Below are 25,356 nucleotides of genomic sequence, written 5' to 3'. Positions count from 1 at the left end.
AACCGTCCGGCGGCGAGGAGCCCGAGTGGGCGCGATCGGGAGGGAAAGCCTTGCGGCCCGCTTACTTCTTCAACAAGCCGAAGGAATCGGCCAGCTCGCCGTAGACCTTGACCTGGTTCTTCACGTAGGCGTCCAGTTCGGGGCCCGTTTTGTTGAACGGGAACAGGCCCTGTTGCTGGCGCAGCTTGTCGAACTCGGGCGACGCGATCGCGGTGTTGAAGGCCTTGACCCAGAACTGATAGTCGTTGTCCGACACCTTCGGGCCGACGTAGAAGCCGCGGATGATCGGCCAGACGATGTCATAGCCCTGCTCTTTGGCGGTCGGCACGGTGCTCAGCTTGCCCGGCAGGCGCTGGTCGTTGAACACTGCCAGCACGCGAATGGGCGCGCCGCCCTCCAGCATGGTGAAGGCTTCCGCCGCATCGCCCATGTAGGCCTGAATATGGCCGCCGCGCAATGCGGTAACGGCTTCGCCGCCGCCTTCGAACGCCACGAAGCGCATCTTCTTGAAATCCACGCCGGCGGCCTTGGCCGTCAGCGCTGCCTTCATCCAGTCCTGGCTACCCACGGTGCCGCCCGCGCCCAGCACGATCTTGGTCGGATCCTGCTTGAAGGCGTCCATCAGGCTCTTCAGGTCGGTGTACGGGGAATCGTTGCGAACCACGGCAACGCCATAGTCGGTGCCGATGGCGGCCAGCCAGCGCACGTCGTCGACGTTGTACTTGCCGAACTTGCCCTGGGCCAGGTTCAGCAACGATCCACCCGAAAACGCGACGATGGTGCCGGGCTCGTTGGGGTGCTGGGCCACGATGTTGTTGTAGGCCACCGCGCCGATGCCGCCCGGCATGTAGACGATGCGCATGGTGCTCTTGAGCGCCCCGCTCTGCTTCAACCCCTCGGTGGCCAGACGGCAGGTCAGGTCGAAACCGCCGCCGGGCTGCGCCGGCGCAATGCACTCGGGGCGACGAGGCTCGTCGGCCGCCTGGGCGGCGCCCAGGGAAAGGGTGATCGCGCCAAGCGCCGCCAAGGCGGCCGTGCGCAGCTTCAGGCTGGTCTGCATTCTTGTGTCTCCGAGATTTATAGGTCTTGGTATGGCTGGATGGCCGCACGGCGTGGTGACGCCTGATCGGACCCAGCGGACGCTACCGTACAAAATCGAAGCTTTCCAACACCTTTCAAAAACTGCCGTTTTCATGATGCGGCGCAGCATCGGCCGCTGCTTCAAGGGAAAACACCAAGGCTGCCCGCAAGCCGGGCAACGGGGCACGGTTTTCCAGAACCAGCCGGGCCCCGAGGATATCGGCGATGGTTCCCACGATGGCCAGGCCCAACCCGGCCCCGGGCTTGTTCTTGCCCGCCGCTCCCCGGCGAAAGCGCACGCAGGCGCGGGCGATGTCTTCGGCCGACATGCCGGGGCCATCGTCCTCGACGACCAGGCGGGCCAGGCCGTCGCCGGTCTGCACGGTCACCGTCACCTCGCCGGACGGCGACGCGTAGCGGATCGCGTTATCGACGAGATTGACGGCGGCTTCGCGCAGCAGCCACTCGGTGCCGATGACAGGGATCGGGCGCACGGCGGCCTCCAGGCCGATGTCCAACTGGCGAGCACGAGCGGCCGGTAACAATCCGCGGATCACCCCGTCGGCCAATTCCACCAAGTCGACGGTTTCGGCGGTGAAACCCCCTTCCGCCAGGGAAGCGTCCTTAGCGCGCGCCAGAGCCAACATCTGGTTGGTGGTGCGCACAGCCCTGTCCAACCCCTCTTGCATCGCCAGAAGGGCTGTACGGACCTCCTGGGGGTCTGTTTCGCGCAGGGCGTACGCCGTCTGGGTCCGCAAAACCGATAACGGCGTGCGCAATTGGTGCGACGCGTCGTCCAGGAACTGACTCTGGACCCTCGCCTGGGCCGCAAAACGGGCCATGTGGAGGTTTACAGCCGCAACCAGGGGCAGGACCTCACCTGGCATCTCGGACGCGCTGACGGGGCTTAAATCGTCTCCAGAACGCCCTTCCACCTCTTGCCGAAGCCGGACCAGGGGGCGCAGCGCCATGAAAACCCCCAGGATGATCACCAGAACGCTGATGAGAATCACCGCCAGGTCCCGCTCGACCGAGCGCAGCAGCACCTTGTGCAAGAACGCCTGGCGGCTTTCCAGGCCTTCGGCGACCTGCACGATAACCCGTCCCCCTTTGTTGGCGTACAGCGGCGGATCCATCGGGCGCGCCAGCGCCGCAACCCTGACGGGGGCGCTCTGATAGTCCGCGTAGAAAAAGCGCGGTTCGCCAGATACCAGGGGCTCGTCCGGCAGCGGCAGACCCGGATGGCCGATTTCTGCCAGCCCGTCCTCTGTTGCCACCCTGTAGAACACGCTGCCATTGGCCGTCAGCTCGAAAAATTCCAGCATCAGGTAAGGCTGCTCCATGGCTAATCCACCGCTAGCTGTGGATATGTTGTGGTCGATCGCGCGAAGCGCTCCGGAAAGCGATCGGTCGTAGGCAATGTCTACCTGGTTGCGCAACTGGTGGTTCGACAACCACAGCGCCGCCATCATCACGAACACCAGCGTGGGGATCAACCACCACAGCAACTGGGTTTTCAGGGTGCGATTACGTTTTTTTGCCGCAAAAAAAGCGATTTTTTTCGGACTTCTAGTTGTCAACAAGGTTCTCCAGGCAGTAGCCCATGCCGCGCATGGTCACGATCTGAACACCGGTTTTCGCCAATTTTTTGCGCAAACGGTGAACCAGGACCTCGATGGCTTCCAGGTTGATGTCCGCGTCGTCCGTGACGATGCGGTCAAGAATCTGCTGCTTGTTGATGGGTTCGCCGCTTTTCTGGATCAGTACCCGCAGAACGGCATGTTCACGTGGGGATAACTGCAAAGCGTGTCCAGAGGCCGTGAATTTTTGCGCTGCAGAGTCGAAAACCAGGTTTCCCAGCGCCAAACGCGGATGTTCGCGTCCACGGCTACGCCGGATCAGTGCGATCAAACGCGCTTCCAACTCTTCCACAACAAAGGGTTTCGGCAGGAAATCGTCCGCTCCCTGGTGCAAGGTGCCGATTTTTTCGGCTAGCGAATCGCGCGCGGTCAAGACCAGCACCGGCGTACGGTCGTCCCGCGCGCGAATTTTCGCCAGCAAAGCATGCCCGTCCATGCCCGGAAGTCCCAAGTCGAGGACGACGGCATCGAATTCTTCGATTGCCAACCTTCTTTCGGCGACCAATCCGTCGTCAGCCCATTCAACGACAAAGCCCGCATGTCTGGCCAGGCTTCTGGAAAGCCAACGGGCAAGTTCGGCTTCGTCTTCTATCAGGAGGATGCGCATGGACGGAGTCCGGGGGGGAGTGGCTGGGCGGAATGGGAAAGCATGTTTGGCTTTTCCTTTATTTCTCTTTATATAAAGACTAATGATTAATAAGGCCTGTGGATAACTACCTTAACCTTGAAAACCTCATTCTTTTCATCAGCTTGCAGCCGTTTTTGCCTGTGCAAGAACTCTGTGTGGGAAAAAAGTTGAAGTTGGACAACATTTCGGCCACCCCCAAAAACCCCCGCTTGTTCAACTTGCCTCCACACAATGTGCACAACCTGGCTACTTAGGAGTTATCCACAGGGCGATTTCTGGAAACGGGGTTGAAGAGGGGCACTTTTACCCCGAAAAACCGCCCGTTGCCTACCCGGTTTTTCGCCCTTGCAGCGGCCTCAAAACGGCCTCGGAGGCGTCCGCGAAACGGGGGATTCGAGGGGGGCAGCCACCCGTTTTGTTGACAGGGGACTGAACAAAAAGTGAGCAACTTCCGCCGTAGAATCCGGCTATGGCGACAGAAATCAGAATCAGGAAATTGGGCTGGGCGAACGCCCTTCGAGCCCGTTTATTGACCAATAATCTGCCCGCAACCTTGTCCGCGGCGGCATTGATGGGGCTGTTCGGCGCATTGGCCACGGTGGGGTTCCGGGAACTGCTGGGATGGCTGCAAATGCTGCTTACCGGTGAAGATGTTCCCCACGGCATGGTGTCGTTAGCCCGTGGACTGGATTCCTGGCAACGCTTGCTGATGCCTGCCGCAGGCGGGGCGATCGCCGGCGCCATCTTGCAAATGGCCGCGCGATGGCTGCCTAAACGGGGCGCGGCAGACTATATGGAGGCCATTTCCGTTGGCCGGGGCGTCATTGGCCTGCGGCAGACGCTTGCCCGCAGCCTGTCGTCCATTTTTTCGATCGGATCGGGTGCTTCCATCGGCCGGGAGGGCCCCATGGTGCAGCTGGCGGCCATGTTTTCATCGCTGGCCGGGCGATTCCTGCTGCTGCCGCCCCGCCATTTGCGTCTGCTGGTGGCTTGCGGGGCGACGGCAGGCATTACCTCGGCCTATAACGCGCCGATCGCCGGCGCGTTGTTCATCTCTGAAATCGTATTCGGGGTTATTTCGTCCGATACGTTAGTGCCGCTGGTGGTGTCGTCGGTGGTCGCCAACATCGTCACGCGGCAGATCCTGCATTACGACGCGGTGTTCCATCTGCCGCACTTTGAATTTGTGTCGGGCTGGGAGGTGGCCAACTATCTGGTGCTGGGCATCGTGGCCGGCCTGGTCGCGCCGCAATTTCTACGGTTCCTGGACCTGTCGCGCGCCGCCTTTTCCCGCATGCCGTGCCCGCTGTGGATCCGCATGGTGCTTGGCGGGTTGCTGGTCGGCGCGCTGTCGGTGATCAACCCGGAGGTCTGGGGCAACGGCTATAGCGTCGTCAACAGCATGCTGCACACGCAATGGGCGTGGCAGGCCGTGGCGGCCATTTTGCTGATGAAAATGTTGGCAACCGGCGCCAGCGTGGGATCGGGGGCGGTGGGCGGCGTTTTCACGCCGACCTTGTTTGTGGGGGCGGCGCTGGGCGCGCTATATGCAAATGGACTGCAGGCTGTGCTGCCTGCGGGCGACGTGTCGGCGGTGTCCAGTTATGCCGTCGTGGGCATGGGCGCACTGCTGGCTGCCACGACGCATGCGCCGTTGATGTCGATTCTGATGATTTTCGAGATGACGCTGAGCTATGAAGTGATGCTGCCGCTGATGCTGGCTTGTATTACCGGCTACGTGGTCGCGCATCGAATACGGCCGGAATCGGTGTACGCGAAATCGTTGGCGAACAACCGTCGTGCGCAGCGGGCGGTGGTGAAAGTGGCTTCAAATAAAAGCGAGTAAAGACTCGCATATTGGGGGATGAGACGTTTAGCCCAGCCGTTTTTTCATGAAGACGCGATGCAATCCCGCCTCTTGCGCGCGATGCGTTTCCACGTAGCCGTATCGCAGATAGATGGCGATGTTCTCGGTCATTTTTTCTTGCGTGTACAAGCGGATGACTGAATAGCCCTTCTGGCGCGCAAAGGTTTCGGCGTAGTGCATCAACACGCGTCCATACCCCCTGCCTTGCGCGGCCGGAGATACCGCGATGTTGTCCAGCAGCAGACAGTCCTGCTCGGGAACCAGAACCAGCACGGCCTGTATGGCGTCGTCTTCCTGCAAGACGTGCACCACGCCTTGCGCGACGCGCGCCACATAGTCATCGCGCATGGGGCCCGGCGTGGCGCCGATGCGTGCAATATATGGAAAGTAAGCCTCAGCCACGATCCGTTCGATGACCGGAATATCGTCGGACGCGGCGAGTCTTATCACTTCACTTTCCAATGCAGAAGCTGGAGAAAATTTCGCCCAGCAGGTCGTCGCTGGTGAATTTTCCGGTGATGCTCGACAGGCTGTCATGGGCCAGCCGCAGCTCTTCGGCGAACAGGTCCAGAACCCGGTCGTCCTGCCCCGCGTGTTCACCCGCAAGCGCCAGATGTTCGGCCGCGTCCTGCAGCGCATGCAGGTGGCGTTCGCGCGCCAGCCAGGGGGATTCAGCGCCCGGGTTCCAGCCGGCGATGTTCAGCAACTCGGCGCGCAATGCATCCAGGCCGGCGCCGCGCTTGGCGGAGATACCGAGTTCACCCGCGCCCGGCGTGAACGCTGTGGATAACAGGTCTACCTTGTTGAACACTTTCAACACCGGGGTACGGGGTGGCAGGCGCGCGGTGATCTGCGCGTCCAGTTCGTCGCCCGGCTGCGTGGCATCCTGCAGATGCAGAATGACGTCGGCGCGTTCGATTTCCTGCCAGGTGCGGGCGATGCCGATGCTTTCGACGGTGTCCTCGGTTTCGCGCAGGCCGGCCGTGTCCACAATATGCAGCGGCACCCCGTCGATATGGATTTCCTGCACCACTTTGTCGCGTGTCGTGCCCGCGATGGGGGTGACGATGGCGATGTCGTCGCCCGCCAGCGCATTGAGCAGGCTGGACTTTCCGACGTTGGGCTGGCCGGCCAACACCACGTGCAAGCCTTCGCGAAGGATGACGCCCTGGCGCGCTTGCGCGATCAGGTTGGACAGGTCTGCCGTCAGCGCATCCAGCGTGGGCCGAGCCTGGTATTTCTCAAGGAAGTCGATTTCTTCTTCGGGAAAATCCAGCGTCGCTTCAACCAGCATCCGCAGGTGGATGATGCGGTCGGACAGGTCGTTCACGCGCGCCGAAAATTCGCCGGACAGCGAGGCCACCGCGCCGCGCGCCGCCGCCACCGACGAGGCTTCGATCAGGTCCGCCACGGCTTCGGCCTGGGCCAGATCCATGCGATCGTTAAGAAAGGCGCGGCGCGTGAATTCGCCGGGTTCGGCCAGGCGCAGGCCAAGGTCGCGGCCTGCGGCAAGGCAGCTGTCCAGCACGCGGCGCAGCACGGCGGGGCCGCCGTGGCCTTGCAGTTCCAGAACGTCTTCGCCGGTATATGAATGCGGCGCGCGGAAGTAGATCGCGATGCCTTCGTCCAGCAGTTCGCCATCGACGGATTTGAACGGCAGGTAATGCGCGTGACGCGGGGTGAGCTCGCGCTGGAACAAGCGCCGCACCAATTCGGACAGGTCCGCACCAGAAACGCGCACGACGCCGATGCCGCCTCTTCCGGGGGCGGTGGCAATGGCGGTAATGGGGGAATAAGCGGACATATCTGAGCGGGGGCGAGGCAAGGACAATAGGGGAATATAACTGTTGCGCGGCCCCTTGTTTGCTGGTTAATGTGCCCCAGAGGTTCAAAACCCGAAACAACTCTGGGAGATCACGATGGCATCTCGGTTTTCGCGTGTCTTGGCCTGCGGCTCGGCCGCGGTGATGTTGGCCTTTGGCACCTTCAGTTCCGCATTGGCTCGCGATCTGGTGATCGCCCTGAAGACCGAGCCCTCATCGATGGATCCGCAGTACCACGCGCTGACGCCGAATACGCAGATCTCCCAAACCATTTTCGACACGCTGGTCGCCACCGATGCGCAATTGAAGCCGCAGCCCGGCTTGGCGGAATCGTGGACCGTGGATGGCAAGGTCTGGACGTTCAAACTGCGTCCCGGCGTGAAGTTCTCGGATGGCACGCCGTTTACCGCCGAAGACGTGGTGTTTACGTATGACCGCGTGCCGAAGGTGCCCAACAGCCCGTCGCCTTTCACGCTGTATTTGGGATCGGTGGCCAAAACCGAAGCGGTCGATCCCATGACCGTGCGCATCACCACCAAGGAAGTCGCGCCGAACCTGCTCGTGAACCTGGCGCAGTTGCCCATCATGTCGAAGAAGGCCGCCTCCGGCCCCGCGGCCGAAGGCAAGACCACCACCGAACTGAACAGCGGCGATGGCCTGGTGGGAACGGGCCCGTACAAATTCGTATCGTGGAAGCGCGGCGCGGAATTCGTGCTGGCCCGCAATGACAATTATTGGGGCAAAAAGCCGGAATGGGATCGCGTGGTCTATCGCCCGATCAGCAACGCCGCGGCGCGCGTAGCCGCGCTGTTGGCGGGCGACGTGGACATGATCGAAGATCCCCCCACCGACGATTTGCCCAAGCTCAAGGGCGACAAAAAGCTCTTTGTCGAGGAAACCCCGTCGGTGCGCGTCGTGTACGTCGCGCTGGACCAGCACGCGGAGCCTTCGCCCGGCATCCAGGGCACGGACAAGAATCCGATGAAGGACAAGCGGGTGCGCGAAGCGCTGTCGCTTGCCATCAACCGCGACGCCCTGGTGGAACGCGTGATGGGCGGTGTGGCGCTGCCTGCCGGCAACCTGCTGCCCTACCCGATGTTCGGTTCCAGCAAAGAGCATTCCAAGGCGCCCAAGGCTGACGTCGAGAAGGCCCGCGCCCTGCTCAAGGAGGCCGGCTATCCCAACGGCTTTTCGATCACGCTGGGTTCGCCGTCGGGCCGTTACGTGAACGATTCGAAGGTGGCGCAGGCCATCGCATCGATGTGGACTCGCATCGGCGTGAAGACCAGCGTGGACGCGATGGCGCCTCCGGTGTTCTTCAAGAACCGCGACAGCTACGCGTTTTCGGCCTATCTGGCAGGCTGGTCGGTGACCAGCGGCGAGATGTCCAACGCGCTTACCTCGCTGCTGGTGACGCGCAATCCGGAAGCCGGACTGGGCACGACCAACCGCAGCCGCTATTCCAACCCCAAGATGGACGAGCTGGTGAAGGAAGCGTCGTCCACGATGGACAATGCCAAACGCGCCGAACTGCTTGCGAAGGCCAGCAATATGGCCATGGACGATTACGCCATGCTGCCGGTGCATTTCGAACTGTCGGTATGGGCCATGAAGGGCGATATCCGCTATCAAGGCCGTCCTGACCAGGTCACGCTGGCGCAGTTCGCGACCTTGAAGAAGTAACGCGCATCGCGGGCGGTCTCCTGTGCTGGCAACAATCGTAAGAAGACTGCTGCAAACCATCGTCGTCATGCTGGTCATGTCGGCGTTGGTCTTTGCAGGCATCTACATGGTGGGCGATCCGGTGTCGATGCTGGCCAGCCCCGAGGCCACCGAGGCGCAGCGCGCGGCGATCAGCGCATCGCTGGGCCTGGACCTGCCGTTGTGGCGGCAGTACCTGATCTTCATGAGCCAGGCGGTGCGTGGCGATTTCGGCAACAGCTTCCTGACCGGCGAGCCCGCCATGCATCTGATCCTGGAGCGCATGCCGGCCACGGTGGAACTGGCCTGTGTGGCCATGCTGCTGTCGGTGCTGATCGGCGTGCCGCTGGGCATTTTGGCCGGGCTCAAGCCTCAGGCGCCGGGCTCGCGCGCCATCATGACGGGGTCGGTGCTGGGCTTTTCGCTGCCCAATTTCTGGGTCGGCCTGATGCTGATCATGGTGTTCGCCGTGATATTGGGCTGGGTGCCCGCAGGCGGGCGTGGCAAGACGGTCAACATCGGCTCGCTGGAACTGAGCGTCCTGACGTTCAACGGCTGGCTGAGCCTGGCCTTGCCCGCGGCCACCATCGCGTTCGCCAAGTGCGCCATGATCATTCGCGTGACGCGAGCGGCCACGCGCGAAGCGCTGCCCATGGACTACATCAAGTTCGCGCGCGCCAAGGGCTTGTCGGAAAAGCGCGTGCTGGGCGTGCATCTGTTGAAGAACATCCTGATCCCCGTGGTCACGGTCGCGGGCTTGGAATTCGGACAGGTGATGGCGTTCGCGGTCGTGACGGAAACGGTGTTTTCGTGGCCGGGCATGGGCAAGCTGCTGATCGATTCGATCATCAATCTGGATCGGCCGGTGGTGGTCGCGTATTTGCTCCTGATCGTGTTTTTCCTGGTCATGTTGAATCTGGTGGTGGACATCATCTACACGGTGCTGGACCCCCGCGTACGTTTGGATAGCCGCCGATGAACAGCCCTGCCACCACGGCCGCGCCTGCCGCGGCATCCAAGGAACAGACTCCCTGGCGGCGTTTCGTTTCGGATTTCTTCGCCAGCAAGCTGGCCACGCTGGGGCTGGTGATGCTGGTTGTGATCGTGGGCGCCGCATTGCTGGCGCCCTGGATCGCGCCGCAGAATCCCTATGACCTGGCGTCGCTGGACATCATGGATTCCAAGCTCAAGCCGGGTAGCGAAAGCGGCGACGGTTCCATGCGTTATTTGTTGGGCACCGACGGGCAGGCGCGCGACCTGTTCTCGGCCATCCTCTACGGCATGCGAACCAGCCTGTTGGTGGCGACCGTTTCGGTGTTGGCGGCCTTCGGCATCGGCGCCACCGTGGGCTTGATCGCGGCCTACTTCGGTGGCCGCATCGATGCGTTGCTGATGCGCATTGTGGATATCCAGCTGTCGTTTCCCGCCATTCTTGTCGCGCTGATGCTGTTGGCGATTCTGGGCAAGGGTGTGGATAAGGTCATCATTGCGCTGATCGTCGTGCAATGGGCGTATTTTGCCCGGGCGGCGCGTGGCGCGGCGCTGGTGGAGCGCGGCAAAGAGTATGTAGAGGCCGCGCGCTGCATGTCCTTGTCCTGGGGGCGCGTGCTGTTCCGACACGTGTTGCCCAACTGCATGCCGCCGCTCATTGTCATCGCCACCATCGATTTGGCGCACGCGATTGCGCTAGAGGCCACGCTGTCGTTCCTGGGCGTGGGCGTGCCGGTGACTGAACCGTCGCTGGGCATGCTGATCTACAACGGGTTTGAATACCTGTTGTCGGGCCAGTACTGGATTTCGTTCTTCCCCGGCATCGCCCTGGCGCTGGCCATCATCGCCATCAACCTGGTGGGCGACCACCTGCGCGATGTGCTCAACCCGCGCCACGCGAATTGAAGGCGGACGCGATGCAGACGCAAGCTGTGGATAAACCGTTGGCGGCGCCCCGGCCCATCCTGGAAGTTCAAGGTCTGAAGACGCATTTCTTCACGCGCAATGGCGTCGTGCGCGCGGTGGACGGCGTGGACCTGACGCTTGCGGAAGGCGAGATCCTGGGCCTGGTGGGCGAGTCGGGATCTGGAAAGAGCATCACCGGATTTTCATTGATGGGCTTGCTGGACGAGCCCGGACGCATCGTGGACGGGCAGTTGCGCTTGAACGGCGAAGACCTGCGCGGCGCGACGCCGGCGCGCTGGCGACAGTTGCGGGGGCAGGAGATCGCGATGATCTTCCAGGACCCGATGATGACGCTGAATCCGGTGCTGCGCGTGGATACGCAGATGATTGAAGCGGTGCAGGCGCACCATAAGGTGTCGCGTGAACAGGCGCGCCAGCGCGCCCTGCAAACGTTGACGATGGTGGGCATCCCGTCGCCGCAGGAACGCCTGCGCACGTACCCCCATCAGTTGTCGGGCGGCATGCGGCAGCGCGTGGCCATCGCGATCGCGTTGCTGAATTCGCCGCGTCTGATTATCGCGGACGAACCCACGACCGCGCTGGATGTGACGATCCAGGGCCAGATTCTTTTCGAAGTACAAAAGCTGTGCCGCGAAACGGGCACGGGCCTGATCTGGATCACGCACGACCTGGCGGTGGTGGCCGGGTTAGCGGACCGGGTATCGGTAATGTATGCCGGTCGTGTCGTCGAGACCGGAAGCACGCGCGATGTGATCACCCATCCCATGCATCCGTACACGCACGGGCTTATCGCTTCCATCCCCACGCCGGAATCACGCGGCAGGCCGCTGGTGCCGATTCCGGGCATGACGCCGTCGTTGTTGAACCTGCCGCAGGGCTGTGCGTTCCGCGGGCGCTGCCCGCGCGCGACCGACGCCTGTCTGATCGAACCGCAGCCCGTGGAAGTCCGCCCGGCGCAATGGGTGCGCTGCTGGCATGCCGGAGACCCAGACATCAAATGAGCGCAGCAGAACGCGGCGCCGCCGCCCCCGCCCCTATCCTGTCCCTGCGCGGCGTTGAACTTCGCTTCGTGCAGCCCGTGGACCTGGCCGGACGCATCGCGAACCTGCTTGGCGCGGGGTTGAAGACGCAGGTGGTGCACGCCGTGGGCGGCGTGGACCTGGAAGTGCAGCGTGGCGAAGTGATTGGCATCGTCGGCGAATCGGGCTGTGGAAAATCCACCTTGGGCCGTATCGTGTCGGGCATCCTGCCGCCTTCGGCGGGCGATGTGCACTACCACGGCAAAGCGGTCAAGGCGATGACGGGCACCGAGCGGCGTGCCTACGAGCTGGGCGTGCAGATGATCTTCCAGGACCCCTATGCATCCCTGAATCCGCGCATGCGAGTGCGCGAGATCATCGGCGAGGCGCCGGTGGCGCATGGCCTGATTCGCGCGCGCGACAAGGCGGAATATGTCGCGGGCCTGATGCGCCAGGTGGGGTTGGATCCGACGTTCGCACAGCGTTATCCGCACCAGTTCTCGGGGGGGCAGCGTCAGCGCATCGGCATCGCTCGCGCCCTGGCGCTGAAGCCGTCGGTGATCGTCTGCGACGAGGCCGTGGCCGCGTTGGACGTGTCCATACAAGCCCAGGTATTGAATTTGTTCGAGCAGCTGCGCGATGACCTGGACCTGACGTATCTGTTCATCAGCCACAACCTGAGCGTCGTCAGCCATATCTCTGACCGCGTGGCGATCATGTATCTGGGCCGTGTGGTGGAGCTTGCGCCCACGGACACCGTATTCCAGCGCGCGAACCATCCTTACACGCAGGCGCTGCTGAAAGAACTGCCGACGTTGACTCCCGGACGCCGCAACTACCAGCCCATCAAGGGCGAGCTGCCATCGCCGCTGGACCCGCCCAGTGGTTGTGCGTTCCACCCGCGATGCCCGCACGCCATGGCGCGCTGCAAGACGGAACGTCCGCTGCTGCGCGAGATCGCGCCTGGCCAGCAAAGCGCCTGCCATTTGAATGATGCGGCGTAGACCCGTCCGCATGGGTACTGGACGCGGAATGGGTGAAGCGCGAGAATTCCCGATCACACCTACTGTTATCCACCGCCATGAAAACCATTGCCGAAATCGAACGCGCGCACCCCGAACTGACGGCCTTGCGCCGGGATATCCATGCCCACCCTGAATTGGCCTTCCAGGAGACGCGCACGTCGAATCTGGTGGCCGAACGCCTGCGGGAATGGGGCCTGGAAGTTCACACGGGCTTGGGCAAGACCGGCGTGGTGGGCGTGCTGCGCGCGGGTAGCGGCAAGGCGACGGTGGGGCTGCGTGCCGACATGGACGCGCTGCCCATGCCCGAGCACAACCGCTTCGCGCACAAGTCCACCATCAGCGGCCGCATGCACGGCTGTGGCCACGACGGCCACACCGCCATGCTGCTGGGGGCGGCGCAATACCTGTCCACGCACCGCAATTTCGACGGTACCGTCGTGTTCATCTTCCAGCCCGCCGAGGAAGGCGGCAATGCGGGCGCGCGCGCCATGATGCAGGACGGCCTGTTCGAAAAATTCCCTTGCGACGCGGTGTTCGGCATCCACAACATGCCCGGCATGCCGGTGAACCAGTTCGGTTTCCGTGCGGGGCCGACGATGGCGTCCAGCAACCGCTGGGACATCGTCATCAAGGGCGTGGGCGGCCACGCGGCGCAGCCGCACGCGTCGGTGGACCCGATCATCGTGGCGGCCGACTTGGTGCATGCGTTGCAGACGGTGATTTCGCGCAGCAAGAACCCGCTGGATCAGGCCGTGCTGTCGATCACGCAGATCCATGCCGGCGACGCGTACAACGTGATTCCCGGCGAAGCCGTGCTGCGCGGCACGGTACGCACGTACTCCGTCGAAACGCTGGACAAGATAGAAGCCGACATGCGCCGCATCGCCACGACATTGCCGCAGGTGTACGGTGGCACGGGCGAACTGGACTTCGTGCGGGCTTATCCGCCGCTGGTCAACTGGGAAAAGGAAACGGCCTTCGCGGCCCAGGTCGCCGAAGACGCGTTCGGCGCCGAGAACGTGCTGCGCGACATGCCGCCTTTCATGGGCGCGGAAGACTTTTCCTTCTTCCTGGAAGCGATTCCGGGCGCCTACCTGTTCCTGGGCAACGGCGATGGCGACCACCGCATGGAAAGCTATCACGGCATGGGCCCGTGCCAGTTGCACAACCCGAGCTACGATTTCAATGATGCCCTGCTGCCGGTGGGCGCAACGTACTGGGTGAAGCTGGTCGAGGCCTATCTGCCGGCCGCCTGACGGGCCGACGCTGGCCGACGCTTAACATCGATCGATGCGCTATTTGCTTATAGGCATCCGGCATGAGGCCGCGGGGTTTCCCCCTGCGGCTTTTCTATATGACGTGGAGCTTTGTTCAAACGCCGATAACTTCGTTTGAGATACAAGGCGCGCTTTCCATAATCGATCGTTCCAGACATGCCGCAAGGCGAACCGGAGCGATCGATGTCCCAGAGCAACGCCTTGCGGCGCGAAGTAGACGCCGCCCCCGTCCCCCAGGCGCAGGCCTTTGAACTGCGCCCTCTTCCCGGCCCCGTGGGCGCCGAGATCATCGGCCTGGATTTGTCGCGCGAACTGGCGGCGGCCGATTTCGCCCGCGTGCACCAGGCGCATCTGGACCATCACCTGCTGGTGTTTCGCGACCAGCGCATCACGCCGCAACAGCACATCGATTTCAGCCGCCGGTTTGGCCGCTTGATGATCCATGTGCTGCATCAATTTCACCTGGCGGGCCACCCCGAGATCCTGATCGTTTCCAACATCGTGGAAGACGGCAAACCGATTGGTTTGGGCGACGCGGGCAAGTACTGGCATTCAGACATCTCGTACAAGGAACTGCCCAGCCTGGGCTCGTTGCTGCACGCGCAGGAACTGCCGGCCGAAGGCGGCGACACCTTGTTCGCCAACATGCACCTGGCCTACGACACCTTGCCTGCGGCGCTGCGCAATGCGGTCGAGGGAAAACGCGCCGTGCATTCGTATCTGGCGCAATACGGGCAACTGCAAAAAGAAGGCAATTGGCGTCCCACATTAAGCGCGCAGCAGATCGCGCAGGTGCAGGAGGTGGTGCACCCGGTCGTTCGCACGCACCCCGAGAACGGCCGCCGCGCGCTGTTCGTGAGCGAAGGCTTCACGACGCGGATCCTTGATGTGCCGGAAGATGAAAGCCGCGCATTGCTGGCCGAGTTGTTTGCCCACAGCGTGCGCGCGGAAAACACGTACCGCCACCGCTGGCAGCCGCATGACCTTGTGTTCTGGGACAACCGTTCGCTGATCCATCTGGCGGGCGGCACGCCGGACCATCTGCGGCGCAAGCTGTACCGGACCACCATCGAAGGCGATACGCCCTTCTGAGGCCATACGCGGTATTCGACGCCAAGCACTTATCCACAAGGAATTCCATGCGCATGTCCTCCGCCCTACGGGATCGTCTGGTCCAAACCGTTACCGCCGTCGGCCTGGCGTTGATTCTGGGGGTTCTGGCGTTGGCCTCGCCCACGCCCGCCCTGGCCGAAGGCCGCATCCGCATCGCGGAGCAGTACGGCATCGTGTACCTGTTGCTGAACGTGGCGCGCGACCAGCAACTGATCGAAAAGCACGGCAAGGCCGAGGGTGTGGATATCTCGGTCGAGTGGGCCAAGTTGTCCGGCGGCTCGGCCGTGAACGATGCGCTGCTGTCGGGCGCCGTGGATATCGCGGGGGCGGGCGTGGGGCCGCTGCTGACGATCTGGGACCGCACCCGCGGCAAGCAGAACGTGAAGGGCGTGGCGTCGCTGGGCAACTTTCCCTACTACCTGGTCACGAACAACCCCAATGTGAAGAGCATCGCGGACTTCACGGACAAGGACCGCATCGCCGTGCCGGCCGTCGGTGTGTCGGTGCAGTCGCGCGTGCTGCAGCTGGCGTCCGCCAAGCTGTGGGGCGATGCGCAATTCAACAAGCTGGACAAGATTTCGGTCGCGCTGCCGCATCCGGACGCGGCGGCGGCCATCATCGCTGGCGGCACGGAAATCACGGGCCATTTTGGCAACCCGCCCTTCCAGGAGCAAGAGCTGGCCGAGAACCCCAAGGCCCGCATCGTGCTGAATTCCTATGACGTGCTGGGCGGCCCCAGTTCGTCCACCGTGCTGTTCGCCACCGAGAAATTCCGCAAGGAAAATCCCAAGACGTACAAGGCATTCCAGGAAGCGCTGAAGGAAGCGGCGGCTTTTGCCACGGCCAATCCGGAAAAGGCCGCGGATATTTACCTGCGTGTCACGGGCGCCAAGCAAGACCGCGATTTCCTGATCAAAGTGATCAAGAACCCCGACGTGCAATTCAAGCTGGAGCCGCAGAATACCTTTGCGCTGGCCGAATTCATGCACAAGGTGGGCGCCATCAAGAATGCGCCGGCCAACTGGCGCGACTACTTCTTCGACGATGTGCTGACGGCCAAGGGTAGCTGAGATGCCGGTAACCGCCGCCAGGCCTGTGGATAACGTTGAAAAGGCGTCGCCGCTGCTGGCTGTGGATAAGGTGACGATCGAATATAAGACGCGCGAACGGCGGGTTCGCGCCACGCATCAGGTCAGTTTTGACGTCCATGGCGCGGACCGTTTCATCTTGCTGGGGCCTTCCGGTTGCGGCAAATCGACGCTGCTGAAAGCGGTGGCCGGCTTCATGCCTCCTACCGAAGGACGCATCGCGATCAACGGGCAGGCGGTGCAGGGTCCCGGGCCGGACCGTATCGTCGTATTCCAGGAATTCGACCAGTTGCCGCCGTGGAAAACGTTGCGGCAAAACGTGGCGTTCCCGCTTGTGGCGGCGCGCAAGCTCAGCCGCCGCGAGGCGGACGAGCGCGCCATGCACTATCTGGACAAGGTCGGTCTGGCCGCGTTCGCCGACGCCTATCCCCACACGCTTTCCGGTGGCATGAAGCAGCGCGTGGCGATCGCGCGGGCGCTGGCCATGCAGCCGCGCGTGCTGCTGATGGACGAGCCCTTCGCCGCCCTGGATGCGCTGACCCGCCGCCGCATGCAGGAAGAGCTGATGGCCTTGTGGGAAGACGTGCGCTTCACCTTGTTGTTCGTCACGCATTCGATCGAAGAGGCCCTGGTGCTGGGCAGCCGCGTGTTGCTGCTGTCGCCGCATCCCGGACGGGTGCGCGCTGAACTGAACGCGCACGCCTTCGGGCTGCACAGCCAGGGCTCCGCCGCCTTTCAATCGGCGGCCCAACGCATCCACGACCTGTTGTTCGAATCGCCCCCGCCGCTGGCCGAGCGCGCGGCGGCTTGAACGCATTGCGCGCCCCTTCCATGAGTCCTGTCCGATGAGCAGCGCCTATCCCGCGACGCCCCCCATCCGTCCCGAAGTCGAGTACGTCCTGCCGCCGTTGCCCGCGCAGGCGGCGGAAACGCCGCTGCCCAGGCATGAACGGCTGTGGCAGCACGCCAGCCTGCGCAAGCTTGTGATCCTGGTGCTGTTGGCCGGATTATGGGAATTGGCCGCGCGTTATACCGACAACGATCTGCTGCTGCCGGGCGCGTGGCAAACGGCGCAGGCCTTTGCGCAGGGCATCGCCACCGGCGAGCTGCTGGCGCGCGCGGCGCAATCGCTGCGCGTGCTGGTGCAGGGATATCTGGCCGGCGTGACGCTGGCGTTCGTGCTGACGACGCTGGCGGTGTCCACGCGGTTCGGACGCGACCTGTTGTCCACGCTGACGGCCATGTTCAATCCGCTGCCGGCCATCGCGCTATTGCCGCTGGCCTTGCTGTGGTTCGGGCTGGGCGAAGGCAGTCTGGTGTTCGTGCTGATCCACTCCGTCCTGTGGGCGCTGGCGCTGAACATGTATGCCGGCTTTCTGGGCGTGTCGGAAACGTTGCGCATGGCGGGCCGCAACTATGGGCTGACGGGCTTGCGCTACGTGTTGCAGATCCTGGTGCCGGCTGCGCTGCCGGCCATCCTGGCGGGCTTGAAGATCGGCTGGGCATTCGCGTGGCGCACCCTGATCGCGGCGGAACTGGTGTTCGGCGCGTCCAGCGGCAAGGGCGGGCTCGGTTGGTACATCTTTCAGAACCGCAACGAGTTATACACAGACCGTGTGTTCGCGGGCCTCGCGGCCGTGGTCATCATCGGCCTGCTTGTGGAAAACCTGGGGTTCGATACGCTGGAACGGCTGACGGTGCGCCGCTGGGGGATGCAGCGTTGAAGTGATGAAAGCAGAGCGGCCCCGACAAGGGGCCGCTTTGCTACCTGCCGGTCTACCCGGGGCTTAGATCTTCAAACCCAGCGCACGGGCCACGCCGGCGGCGTATGCCGGATCGGCCTTCCTGAAGTGCTCCAGCTGGCGACGCTGGATCTCTTCCGGCACGCCCGCCATGTGGCGGCCGATGTTGCCGAACAGCAATTCCTGCTGGGCGGGCGTCATCAACCGGAACAGAGCGCCCGGCTGCGAGTAGTAGTCGTCGTCCTCGCGGTGGTTCCAGCGCGTGGCGGCCTGGCCGTCCAACGCCAGCGGCGGTTCGCCAGCGGACGGGGTTTCCTTCCACTCGCCTGCGCTGTTGGGCTCGTAGTTCAGCGTGCCACCCGCGTTACCGTCCACGCGGCCGGCGCCGTCGCGGTGGAAGCTGTGGACCGGGCAGCGCGCGGCATTCACCGGGATCTGATGGTGATTGATGCCCAGGCGGTACCGGTGCGTGTCGCCATACGAGAACAAGCGCCCCTGCAGCATCTTGTCCGGCGAGAAATCGATGCCGGGGACGATGTTGGCCGGCGTGAAGGCGGCCTGTTCGACTTCCGCGAAATAATTTTCCGGGTTCTTGTTCAGTTCCAGCACGCCCACGTCGATCAGCGGGTAGTCGCCATGCGGCCAGACCTTGGTCAGGTCGAACGGGTTGATGTGATAAGTCTGGGCTTCGGCCTCGGGCATGATCTGCACTTTCAGCGACCACTTCGGGAAGTTGCCTTGCGCGATGTTGTTGAACAGGTCGCGCTGCGAGCTTTCCCGGTCGTGAGCGACCACCTGCGCCGCTTCCTCATCGGTCAGACAGGCGATGCCCTGCTGCGATTTGAAGTGGAACTTCACATAGAAGCGTTCGTTGCTGCTGTTCACGAAGCTGAAGGTGTGCGAGCCGAAACCATGCTGCTGGCGCAGGTTGGCGGGAATGCCGCGGTCGCTCATCAGCGTGGTGACCTGATGCAGCGATTCGGGGCTGTGCGACCAGAAGTCCCATGCGGCGGTGGCGCTGCGCAGGTTGGTCTTGGGGTCGCGCTTCTGGGTGTGGATAAAGTCGGGGAACTTCAGCGGGTCGCGGATGAAAAAGACCGGGGTGTTGTTGCCCACCAGGTCCCAGTTGCCCTCTTCCGTGTAGAACTTGATGGCGAAGCCGCGCACGTCGCGTTCGGCATCCGCTGCCCCGCGTTCGCCGGCAACGGTGGAAAAGCGCAGGAACAGCGGGGTCTGCTTGCCCACCTGGGAGAAGATATTGGCGCGCGTGTAGCGCGAGATGTCGTGCGTGACGGTGAAGGTGCCGTAGGCGCCGGAGCCTTTGGCGTGGACGACGCGTTCCGGAATCCGTTCGCGGTCGAAGTGGGCAAGCTTTTCAATCAGCCAGAAGTCCTGCAACAGCGCGGGACCGCGAGGGCCGGCGGTCAGCGTGTTGTTGTTGTCCGCCACCGGCGCGCCTGCTGCGGTGGTCAGATGCTTCTTGTCGGTCATAGCTCACTCCCTGCGTGATTCTGGAATGCGCCGGGCCGGGTCGGCCCGCGCGGTGTTGTCGATGCCTCCGCGTTACCGCCTGGGGGACATGTCCGACACATCATAGGGGTCAAGGTGATGTTTGTGAAGTTGATTGAATAGTAAATCTTAATAGATATTAACTATTTTGGTGACGCAATGATGTCTCGGTGCAGCAACAGGATCGGGCCTTTGGCGCGGGCGTGGGCACAAAAAAAACCGGCCCCTCAAGGGCCGGTCCTTCGTGCTTGCAAGCGTCAGGCTCAGCGGTTGGCCAAGGCTTCCGTCTTGCGCTGCATGGCGCGGGTGATGGACCACTGCTGCGCGATCGACAACGTGTTGTTGACGCACCAGTACAGCACCAGGCCGGCCGGGAAGAAGAACATCATCCCGCCGAACACCAGCGGCATGATCATCATGACCTTGGCCTGGATGGGGTCCGGAGGCGTCGGGTTCAGTTTGATCTGCAGGAACATGGTGGCCATCATGATGGCGGGCAGAATGAAGAACGGGTCGCGGATCGAGAGGTCGTGCACCCACAGGATCCACGGCGCGCCGCGCATTTCCACGCTGGCCAGCAGCACCCAGTACAACGAGATGAACACCGGGATCTGCACCACCATCGGCAAGCAGCCGCCCAGCGGATTGATCTTTTCGGTCCGGTACATCTCCATCATGGCGGCGTTGAGCTTCTGCTTGTCGTCGCCGTACTTTTCCTTCAGGGCCTGCAGGCGCGGGGCCACTTGCTTCATGCGGGCCATCGAGCGGTAGCTTGCGGCGGCCAGCGGGTAGAAGATGGCCTTGATCAGCACGGTCAGCGCAACGATCGTCCAGCCCCAGTTGCCTAGCAGGGAATGCAGCCAGGTCATCAGCGTGAACAGCGGCTTGGCGATGATGGTCAGCCAACCGTAGTCCACCACCAGTTCCAGGCCGGGGGCGAGCGCCGCCATGGCCTTCTGGTCTTGCGGGCCGACCCACAGGTGCGAGTCCACGCGGGACGCGGCGCCCGGGGCGATTTCGCCGACGGCTTCGATGCTGCGGGCGGCGTACAGGTTCTTCTGCACTTCCAGCAGTTCGTTCGTGCGCGGCTTGCCTTGCGGCGGCACCCAGGCGGTGGCGAAGTAGTGCTGAACCACGGCGATCCAGCCGTTGTCCGCCTGCTTGACGTAGTTGGCCTTCTTCTTTTCGATGTCGCTGAACGTGCTCTTCTGGAACTTGTCCTGTTCGGAGTAGACGGCGAAACCGGTGAACGTGTGATAGAAGCTGGACGTATCGGCCGGGTCGTTGCCGTCGCGCTCAAGCTGCAGGTACAGCGCGGGCGTCACGGGGGCGGATCCGACGTTGGCCAGATCGTGGCGCACGTCGATGTCGTAGCGGCCCTTATGCAGCGTGAACGACTTGGTGACCTTCACGCCGCCCGATTCGCCTTCGAACGAGACGACCAGGTTGTCGCCGGTCAGTTGGCGTTCCGACGTCACCAGGCGGAAAGGCGTCTGGTGCGTGGGGAAGCTCTGGCCGTTGGGGGCACCGACCACGCCGGATTGCACGACGTAGTTCAGGCCGGCCGAACGGTCCAGCAGCACCGTGGGCTTGTCGGCCTGGCCGGTTGCCGGGTACTTCAGCAGCTCGGCGCGCACCAGCTGGGCGCCCATGGTGTCGAACGTCAGGCGCAGCACGTCCGTGGTGATGACGATTTCTTCCGAACGCGCGGCAGCGGGTGCGGTGGCGCCAGGCACGGCCGACGGCGTGGTGGCCGTGGAAGTGGGAGCGCTGGGCACCGAAGGCGTGGCGCTATTGGCGCCGGCCTGCGGTTCAGCCGTGCTGGCCGCGGGCGTCGGGCCCCCGAACAGCGACGGCTTGCCGTTATGGATTTGCCAGTTATTCCAAAGGAGCAACAGCGAAAAGGAAAAAATCATCCAGAGGACGGTTCGTCGGATATCCATGGTGCCTACTGAAGTGAATACGGGCCAGCAAAGCCCGCCAGTTTAGCGTCAATCGTGCTCGGTGCGGTGGCTGTGGGAGCAGCAAGCGGGGCCTTTGGTTCCCGGGCCCGGCGGAACCGGATCCCAGCCCCCGGGCGACCACGGATGGCATCGGCCAATGCGCCGGGCGCCCAGCCAGAAGCCGCGCCAGGCGCCATGGCGTTCGATTGCTTCAATCGCGTACGCCGAGCAAGTCGGGGTGAAACGGCACTGCCTGCCGATCCAGGGACTCAGGAAGAACCTGTAGAACCGGATGGGAGCGATGAGCAGTGCTTTGAAAATCATCGCGCGATCCGCTCGAAGTGAGCGTCCACTTCGGCTCTGACCAAGCGTTTAAGCGAGGTAAGCGTGGTGGGAGCGACCTTGCTATGCAGGCGCACGACGTAATCCTTGGCGGGCAGCGCCAGACGCCGGTGGCGAAACGCTTCGCGGATGACCCGCTTGATGGCGTTGCGCGTACTGGCGTGGGCGGCGAACCGCTTGGCAATGATGAGCCCCAAGCGGGCACAGGCATCCTGGCCGGGGGGCAGATCATTGGGAGCCGAAGTCACAATGAATAACGCCCCTCGAGCAAGACGCCGGCCTTTTAGGGCAGCGGCGAACTCGGAGGGGCGATGCAGCCGCGCCTCCGGGGGAAGCGTGGAGCGCGGCATGGACTGCGGGTCAGGCGTTTGCGCGGAACCGGAACGAGATTGCGAGAGGTCTTGCAATATGGCCGGTCCGTGCAAATAGTCAGGTTTTCCGGAAAACCGGAAATCCAGGACTTAGACGGCCAGACGCTTGCGGCCCTTGGCGCGACGGGCGCTCAGGATGGCGCGGCCAGCGCGGGTTTTCATGCGCACGCGAAAGCCATGGGTGCGCTTGCGGCGGGTAACGGAAGGTTGGTAGGTACGTTTCATGGACGATCCACAAAAAGAACAAAAGTCAGAAGGGACCTGCCCGGAGGGTTCCAGGTCGCGCATTCAGAAGCGGGTATCTCGTACGCATTTTTGCAACAGGTGCAAAAACAACGCATAGACGGGGCTCTGTACTGGGAATTTCTTCCCAGGCGACCTATTCAGCAAAGCTAAAAACCGGACAGTGCGGTAAGCGCCCCGACCTATGAAAGGAGGGTACTTGCCACAACTCCGGCTAAGCTCTCTGTGAAACCTTCTGACAGACAGAATTCGGAAAAGCCCACCATTTCAGCAAGTTTTCCCTGTCTTGTCAAACAGTTAAGCCTGAGCAGTGTAGACGCTTATGTCCTACCCTGTGGATAACCCGTGCCCAGGCAAGGTAGAATCGAGGTTTGAATAAGAGCGACATGAAAGAATTCTGGCAGACCTGCGTCAGTCGTCTTGAGCAGGAACTCCCCCCCCAACAAATCAGCGCGTGGATACGGCCGCTGGTCCCGCTTGCGTACGACGAAACGCAGGCGGTGCTGCGCGTTGCCGCGCCCAACCGCTTCAAGCTGGACTGGGTGCGCAAGAACTTTTCCCACCAGATCGAAGCGTTGGCCGCGGAGTGGTTCAAGCGACCGGTACAGGTCTTGTTCGAGTTGCCGTCCCACGGCGCCGCGCCCCGCATGCCGGTCGCGCCCGTGCGTGCCCAGGCGCCCGAGCAAACGCACCTGTCCGCTGCACAGCCCTCAGGCGGCGCGCCGCCCATGCAGGCCGCGGCACCGGCCGCCCCGCCCCCCGCCACCACCGTGGCGGCGCAGGCGGTGACGGCGGACGCGGCCAACATCGTGTACGAGCGCTCGCGGCTGAACACGGACCTGACGTTCGAGAACTTCGTGACGGGTAAGGCCAACCAGCTGGCGCGCGCTGCTGCGCTGCAAGTGGCCGAGAACCCGGGCACCTCGTACAACCCGCTGTTCCTGTACGGCGGCGTGGGCCTGGGCAAGACCCACCTGATCCACGCCATCGGCAACGCCATGGTGGCGGCGGGCACGGGGGTGCGCGTGCGCTATGTGCATGCGGACCAATACGTGTCCGACGTGGTGAAGGCGTACCAGCGCAAGGCGTTCGATGACTTCAAGCGCTACTACCATTCGCTGGACTTGCTGCTGATCGACGATATCCAGTTCTTCTCCGGCAAGAACCGCACGCAGGAAGAGTTCTTCTACGCGTTCGAGGCGATGGTGGCCCAGCGCAAGCAGATCATCATCACCAGCGACACGTATCCGAAGGAACTGTCGGGCATCGACAGCCGCCTGATCTCGCGCTTTGATTCCGGCCTGACGGTGGCGATCGAGCCGCCGGAGCTGGAGATGCGCGTGGCGATTCTGCTGCGCAAGGCGGAATCCGAAGGCGTGCCCATGCCCGAGGAAGTGGCGTTCTTCATTGCCAAGCATCTGCGCAGCAACGTGCGCGAACTGGAAGGCGCGCTGCGCAAGGTCCTGGCCTACGCCCGCTTCCACGGCCGCGACGTGCTGACGGTGGATGTCTGCAAGGAAGCCCTGAAGGACCTGCTGTCTGTGTCCAACGGCCAGATCACTGTGGAAAACATCCAGAAGACGGTTGCGGATTTCTACAAGATCAAGGTCGCCGACATGTACTCGAAACGCCGGCCCGCCAATATCGCATTGCCGCGTCAGGTCGCGATGTACCTGGCGAAGGAGCTGACGCAGAAAAGCCTGCCGGAAATCGGCGATCTGTTCGGTGGTCGTGATCACACCACCGTGCTGCACGCCGTCCGCAAGATTTCCGACGCCCGCGCAAAGCAAGCGGAGCTCAACCATACCCTGCACGTGTTGGAACAAACTCTAAAAGGATGAACATGCAACTCGTACAAACCACACGCGATGCATTGCTGAAACCGCTGTCGACCGTGGCGGGCATCGTCGAAAGACGCCATACCCTGCCCATCCTGGCGAACATCCTGATGCGCAAGGAAGGCAACAAGGTTGCCTTCATTGCGACTGACCTCGAAGTACAGATCACCACGCACGCCGATTTCGGCGTGGGCCAGGACAACGAGTCCACCACGGTCGCGGCGCGCAAGCTGCTGGACATCCTGAAGGCGTTGCCGGACACCGGCGACGTGCGCCTGGCGTTGGCCAGCAACAAGCTGTCGGTGCAGTCGGCCAAGAGCCGCTTCGCGTTGCAGACGCTGGCCGCCAGCGAGTTCCCCACCGTTGCTCAGCCCGAGCAGTGGGACGTCTCGCTGACCATGCCGCAACGCACGCTGCGCCACCTGTTCAACATGGTGCACTTCGCCATGGCGCAACAGGACATCCGCTACTACCTGAACGGCATGCTGCTGGTGTTTGAACCCGGCCGCGTGCGCGCCGTCGCTACCGATGGTCACCGCCTGGCGCATTGCTCGACCGAAGCCGACGGCATCGCCGAACGCCACGAAGTGATCGTGCCGCGCAAGACCGTGCTGGAAATGCAGCGCCTGCTGGAAGACTCCGACGAGGTGGTCTCCATTGATGTGGCGCCGGGCCAGATCCGCTTCCGCTTCGGCGACGTGGAGCTGGTGTCCAAGCTGGTCGAAGGCAAGTTCCCCGATTTCACGCGTGTGATTCCCACGAACTACACGCGCCATTTCATGGTGGGCCGCGAAGCGCTCCAGGGCAGCCTGCAGCGCGCCGCCATCCTGACCACCGACAAGTTCAAGGGCGTGCGCCTGCAATTGGCGCAGAACCAGATGAAGATCTCGTCCTCCAACGCCGAGCAGGAAGAGGCGCAGGAAGAAATCGACATCGATTACGGCCATGAAGCCCTGGACGTGGGCTTCAACGTGGGCTACCTGCTCGACGTGCTGGCCAACGTGAAGGTCGACAACATCCAGTGGTCGGTCATGCCTGATGCGAACGCGTCGGCGCTCATCACCTTGCCCGAAGACGACCAGTTCAAGTACGTCGTCATGCCCATGCGGATCTGATCCGCGCCCCATTTGTGGGTTTGTGCCGCTAGCGGGCCTTGGCCCGCGAGCGGTCCGGCCGCCAGGCCGTTCTTT

The 25,356-nt window shown here is 63.0% G+C and carries 23 protein-coding genes; 13 read left to right on the top strand and 10 right to left on the bottom strand.

The features are described 5' to 3' along the window. Positions 1-61: 61 nt before the first annotated feature. The 3 genes from CQ050_RS04595 to CQ050_RS04585 all read right to left on the bottom strand — a co-directional run bounded on the left by CQ050_RS04595 (position 62) and on the right by CQ050_RS04585 (position 3,327). The gene (locus CQ050_RS04595) at positions 62-1,060 is read right to left on the bottom strand and encodes a tripartite tricarboxylate transporter substrate binding protein (RefSeq protein WP_105555660.1); all 999 of its coding nucleotides are present in this window, start codon (positions 1,058-1,060) and stop codon (positions 62-64) included. Positions 1,061-1,175: 115 nt separating this feature from the next. Continuing rightward, on the bottom strand, positions 1,176-2,660 hold the full coding sequence (locus CQ050_RS04590; protein ID WP_369868247.1) for a sensor histidine kinase: 1,485 nt from the start codon (positions 2,658-2,660) through the stop codon (positions 1,176-1,178). Then, positions 2,650-3,327, bottom strand: coding sequence for a response regulator (locus CQ050_RS04585; RefSeq protein ID WP_105555659.1), 678 nt, complete (start codon positions 3,325-3,327; stop codon positions 2,650-2,652). Before CQ050_RS04585 ends, CQ050_RS04590 begins: the two co-directional genes overlap by 11 nt. Positions 3,328-3,817: 490 nt before the next feature. Here CQ050_RS04585 and CQ050_RS04580 point away from each other — a divergent pair, with 490 nt between their 5' ends. Further along, on the top strand, positions 3,818-5,194 hold the full coding sequence (locus CQ050_RS04580; protein ID WP_105555658.1) for a ClcB-like voltage-gated chloride channel protein: 1,377 nt from the start codon (positions 3,818-3,820) through the stop codon (positions 5,192-5,194). 27 nt (positions 5,195-5,221) lie between these two features. Here the strand turns inward: CQ050_RS04580 and CQ050_RS04575 are convergent, their stop codons facing one another. Both CQ050_RS04575 and mnmE read right to left on the bottom strand, forming a co-directional pair. Continuing rightward, a complete protein-coding gene (locus CQ050_RS04575) occupies positions 5,222-5,665 on the bottom strand; it encodes a GNAT family N-acetyltransferase (RefSeq protein ID WP_233213790.1) in 444 nt (147 codons plus the stop codon). 1 nt (position 5,666) lies between these two features. After that, positions 5,667-7,019 (bottom strand): tRNA uridine-5-carboxymethylaminomethyl(34) synthesis GTPase MnmE, encoded by a 1,353-nt coding sequence (gene mnmE / locus CQ050_RS04570; protein WP_105555656.1) that lies wholly within the window; start codon positions 7,017-7,019, stop codon positions 5,667-5,669. 115 nt (positions 7,020-7,134) lie between these two features. On the opposite strand from mnmE, the gene CQ050_RS04565 reads away from it, so the two are divergent. The 10 genes from CQ050_RS04565 (at position 7,135) to CQ050_RS04520 (ending at position 17,902) form a co-directional block, all read left to right on the top strand. Then, the gene (locus CQ050_RS04565) at positions 7,135-8,721 is read left to right on the top strand and encodes an ABC transporter substrate-binding protein (protein WP_105555655.1); all 1,587 of its coding nucleotides are present in this window, start codon (positions 7,135-7,137) and stop codon (positions 8,719-8,721) included. 22 nt (positions 8,722-8,743) lie between these two features. Next, entirely contained in the window at positions 8,744-9,718 is a 975-nt protein-coding gene (locus CQ050_RS04560; protein WP_105555654.1) for an ABC transporter permease, read from the top strand. Next, positions 9,715-10,635, top strand: a complete 921-nt coding sequence (locus tag CQ050_RS04555) for an ABC transporter permease (protein WP_105555653.1) — start codon at positions 9,715-9,717, stop codon at positions 10,633-10,635. The genes CQ050_RS04560 and CQ050_RS04555 overlap by 4 nt, the downstream gene beginning before the upstream one ends. An 11-nt stretch (positions 10,636-10,646) precedes the next feature. Continuing rightward, entirely contained in the window at positions 10,647-11,657 is a 1,011-nt protein-coding gene (locus CQ050_RS04550; RefSeq protein WP_105555652.1) for an ABC transporter ATP-binding protein, read from the top strand. After that, a complete protein-coding gene (locus CQ050_RS04545) occupies positions 11,654-12,679 on the top strand; it encodes an ABC transporter ATP-binding protein (RefSeq protein ID WP_105555651.1) in 1,026 nt (341 codons plus the stop codon). The genes CQ050_RS04550 and CQ050_RS04545 overlap by 4 nt, the downstream gene beginning before the upstream one ends. Positions 12,680-12,756: 77 nt before the next feature. Then, positions 12,757-13,956 (top strand): M20 aminoacylase family protein, encoded by a 1,200-nt coding sequence (locus tag CQ050_RS04540; RefSeq protein ID WP_105555650.1) that lies wholly within the window; start codon positions 12,757-12,759, stop codon positions 13,954-13,956. A 204-nt stretch (positions 13,957-14,160) separates the two neighbouring features. Then, positions 14,161-15,069: a TauD/TfdA family dioxygenase gene (locus CQ050_RS04535; RefSeq protein ID WP_105555649.1), complete on the top strand. Its 909-nt coding sequence runs from the start codon at positions 14,161-14,163 to the stop codon at positions 15,067-15,069. Positions 15,070-15,116: 47 nt separating this feature from the next. Next, positions 15,117-16,160, top strand: a complete 1,044-nt coding sequence (locus tag CQ050_RS04530) for an ABC transporter substrate-binding protein (protein ID WP_105555648.1) — start codon at positions 15,117-15,119, stop codon at positions 16,158-16,160. Between the two features lies 1 nt (position 16,161). Further along, a complete protein-coding gene (locus CQ050_RS04525; RefSeq protein WP_105555647.1) occupies positions 16,162-16,989 on the top strand; it encodes an ABC transporter ATP-binding protein in 828 nt (275 codons plus the stop codon). Between the two features lie 34 nt (positions 16,990-17,023). Next, the gene (locus tag CQ050_RS04520) at positions 17,024-17,902 is read left to right on the top strand and encodes an ABC transporter permease (protein WP_105555646.1); all 879 of its coding nucleotides are present in this window, start codon (positions 17,024-17,026) and stop codon (positions 17,900-17,902) included. Between the two features lie 63 nt (positions 17,903-17,965). Here the strand turns inward: CQ050_RS04520 and CQ050_RS04515 are convergent, their stop codons facing one another. The 5 genes from CQ050_RS04515 to rpmH form a co-directional block, all read right to left on the bottom strand. Further along, the gene (locus CQ050_RS04515) at positions 17,966-19,411 is read right to left on the bottom strand and encodes a catalase (protein ID WP_105555645.1); all 1,446 of its coding nucleotides are present in this window, start codon (positions 19,409-19,411) and stop codon (positions 17,966-17,968) included. Between the two features lie 281 nt (positions 19,412-19,692). Then, the gene (yidC, locus tag CQ050_RS04510; protein WP_105555644.1) at positions 19,693-21,372 is read right to left on the bottom strand and encodes a membrane protein insertase YidC; all 1,680 of its coding nucleotides are present in this window, start codon (positions 21,370-21,372) and stop codon (positions 19,693-19,695) included. 48 nt (positions 21,373-21,420) lie between these two features. Beyond that, a complete protein-coding gene (gene yidD / locus CQ050_RS04505; RefSeq protein ID WP_233213807.1) occupies positions 21,421-21,693 on the bottom strand; it encodes a membrane protein insertion efficiency factor YidD in 273 nt (90 codons plus the stop codon). Continuing rightward, positions 21,693-22,064, bottom strand: a complete 372-nt coding sequence (locus CQ050_RS04500; protein ID WP_105555642.1) for a ribonuclease P protein component — start codon at positions 22,062-22,064, stop codon at positions 21,693-21,695. The genes yidD and CQ050_RS04500 overlap by 1 nt, the downstream gene beginning before the upstream one ends. Before the next feature lie 111 nt (positions 22,065-22,175). Continuing rightward, complete coding sequence (gene rpmH, locus CQ050_RS04495) at positions 22,176-22,310, bottom strand: 50S ribosomal protein L34 (protein ID WP_006228069.1); 135 nt, start codon at positions 22,308-22,310, stop codon at positions 22,176-22,178. 404 nt (positions 22,311-22,714) lie between these two features. Between rpmH and dnaA the strand changes: the two genes are divergently transcribed. Then, complete coding sequence (gene dnaA / locus CQ050_RS04490; RefSeq protein ID WP_105555641.1) at positions 22,715-24,169, top strand: chromosomal replication initiator protein DnaA; 1,455 nt, start codon at positions 22,715-22,717, stop codon at positions 24,167-24,169. 2 nt (positions 24,170-24,171) lie between these two features. Further along, positions 24,172-25,281, top strand: a complete 1,110-nt coding sequence (dnaN, locus tag CQ050_RS04485; protein ID WP_006227714.1) for a DNA polymerase III subunit beta — start codon at positions 24,172-24,174, stop codon at positions 25,279-25,281. Positions 25,282-25,356: the final 75 nt, after the last annotated feature.

This window comes from Achromobacter sp. MYb9, assembly GCF_002975275.1.
Taxonomy (GTDB): domain Bacteria; phylum Pseudomonadota; class Gammaproteobacteria; order Burkholderiales; family Burkholderiaceae_B; genus Achromobacter.
This window is presented reverse-complemented; position numbering and strand designations above follow the sequence as displayed.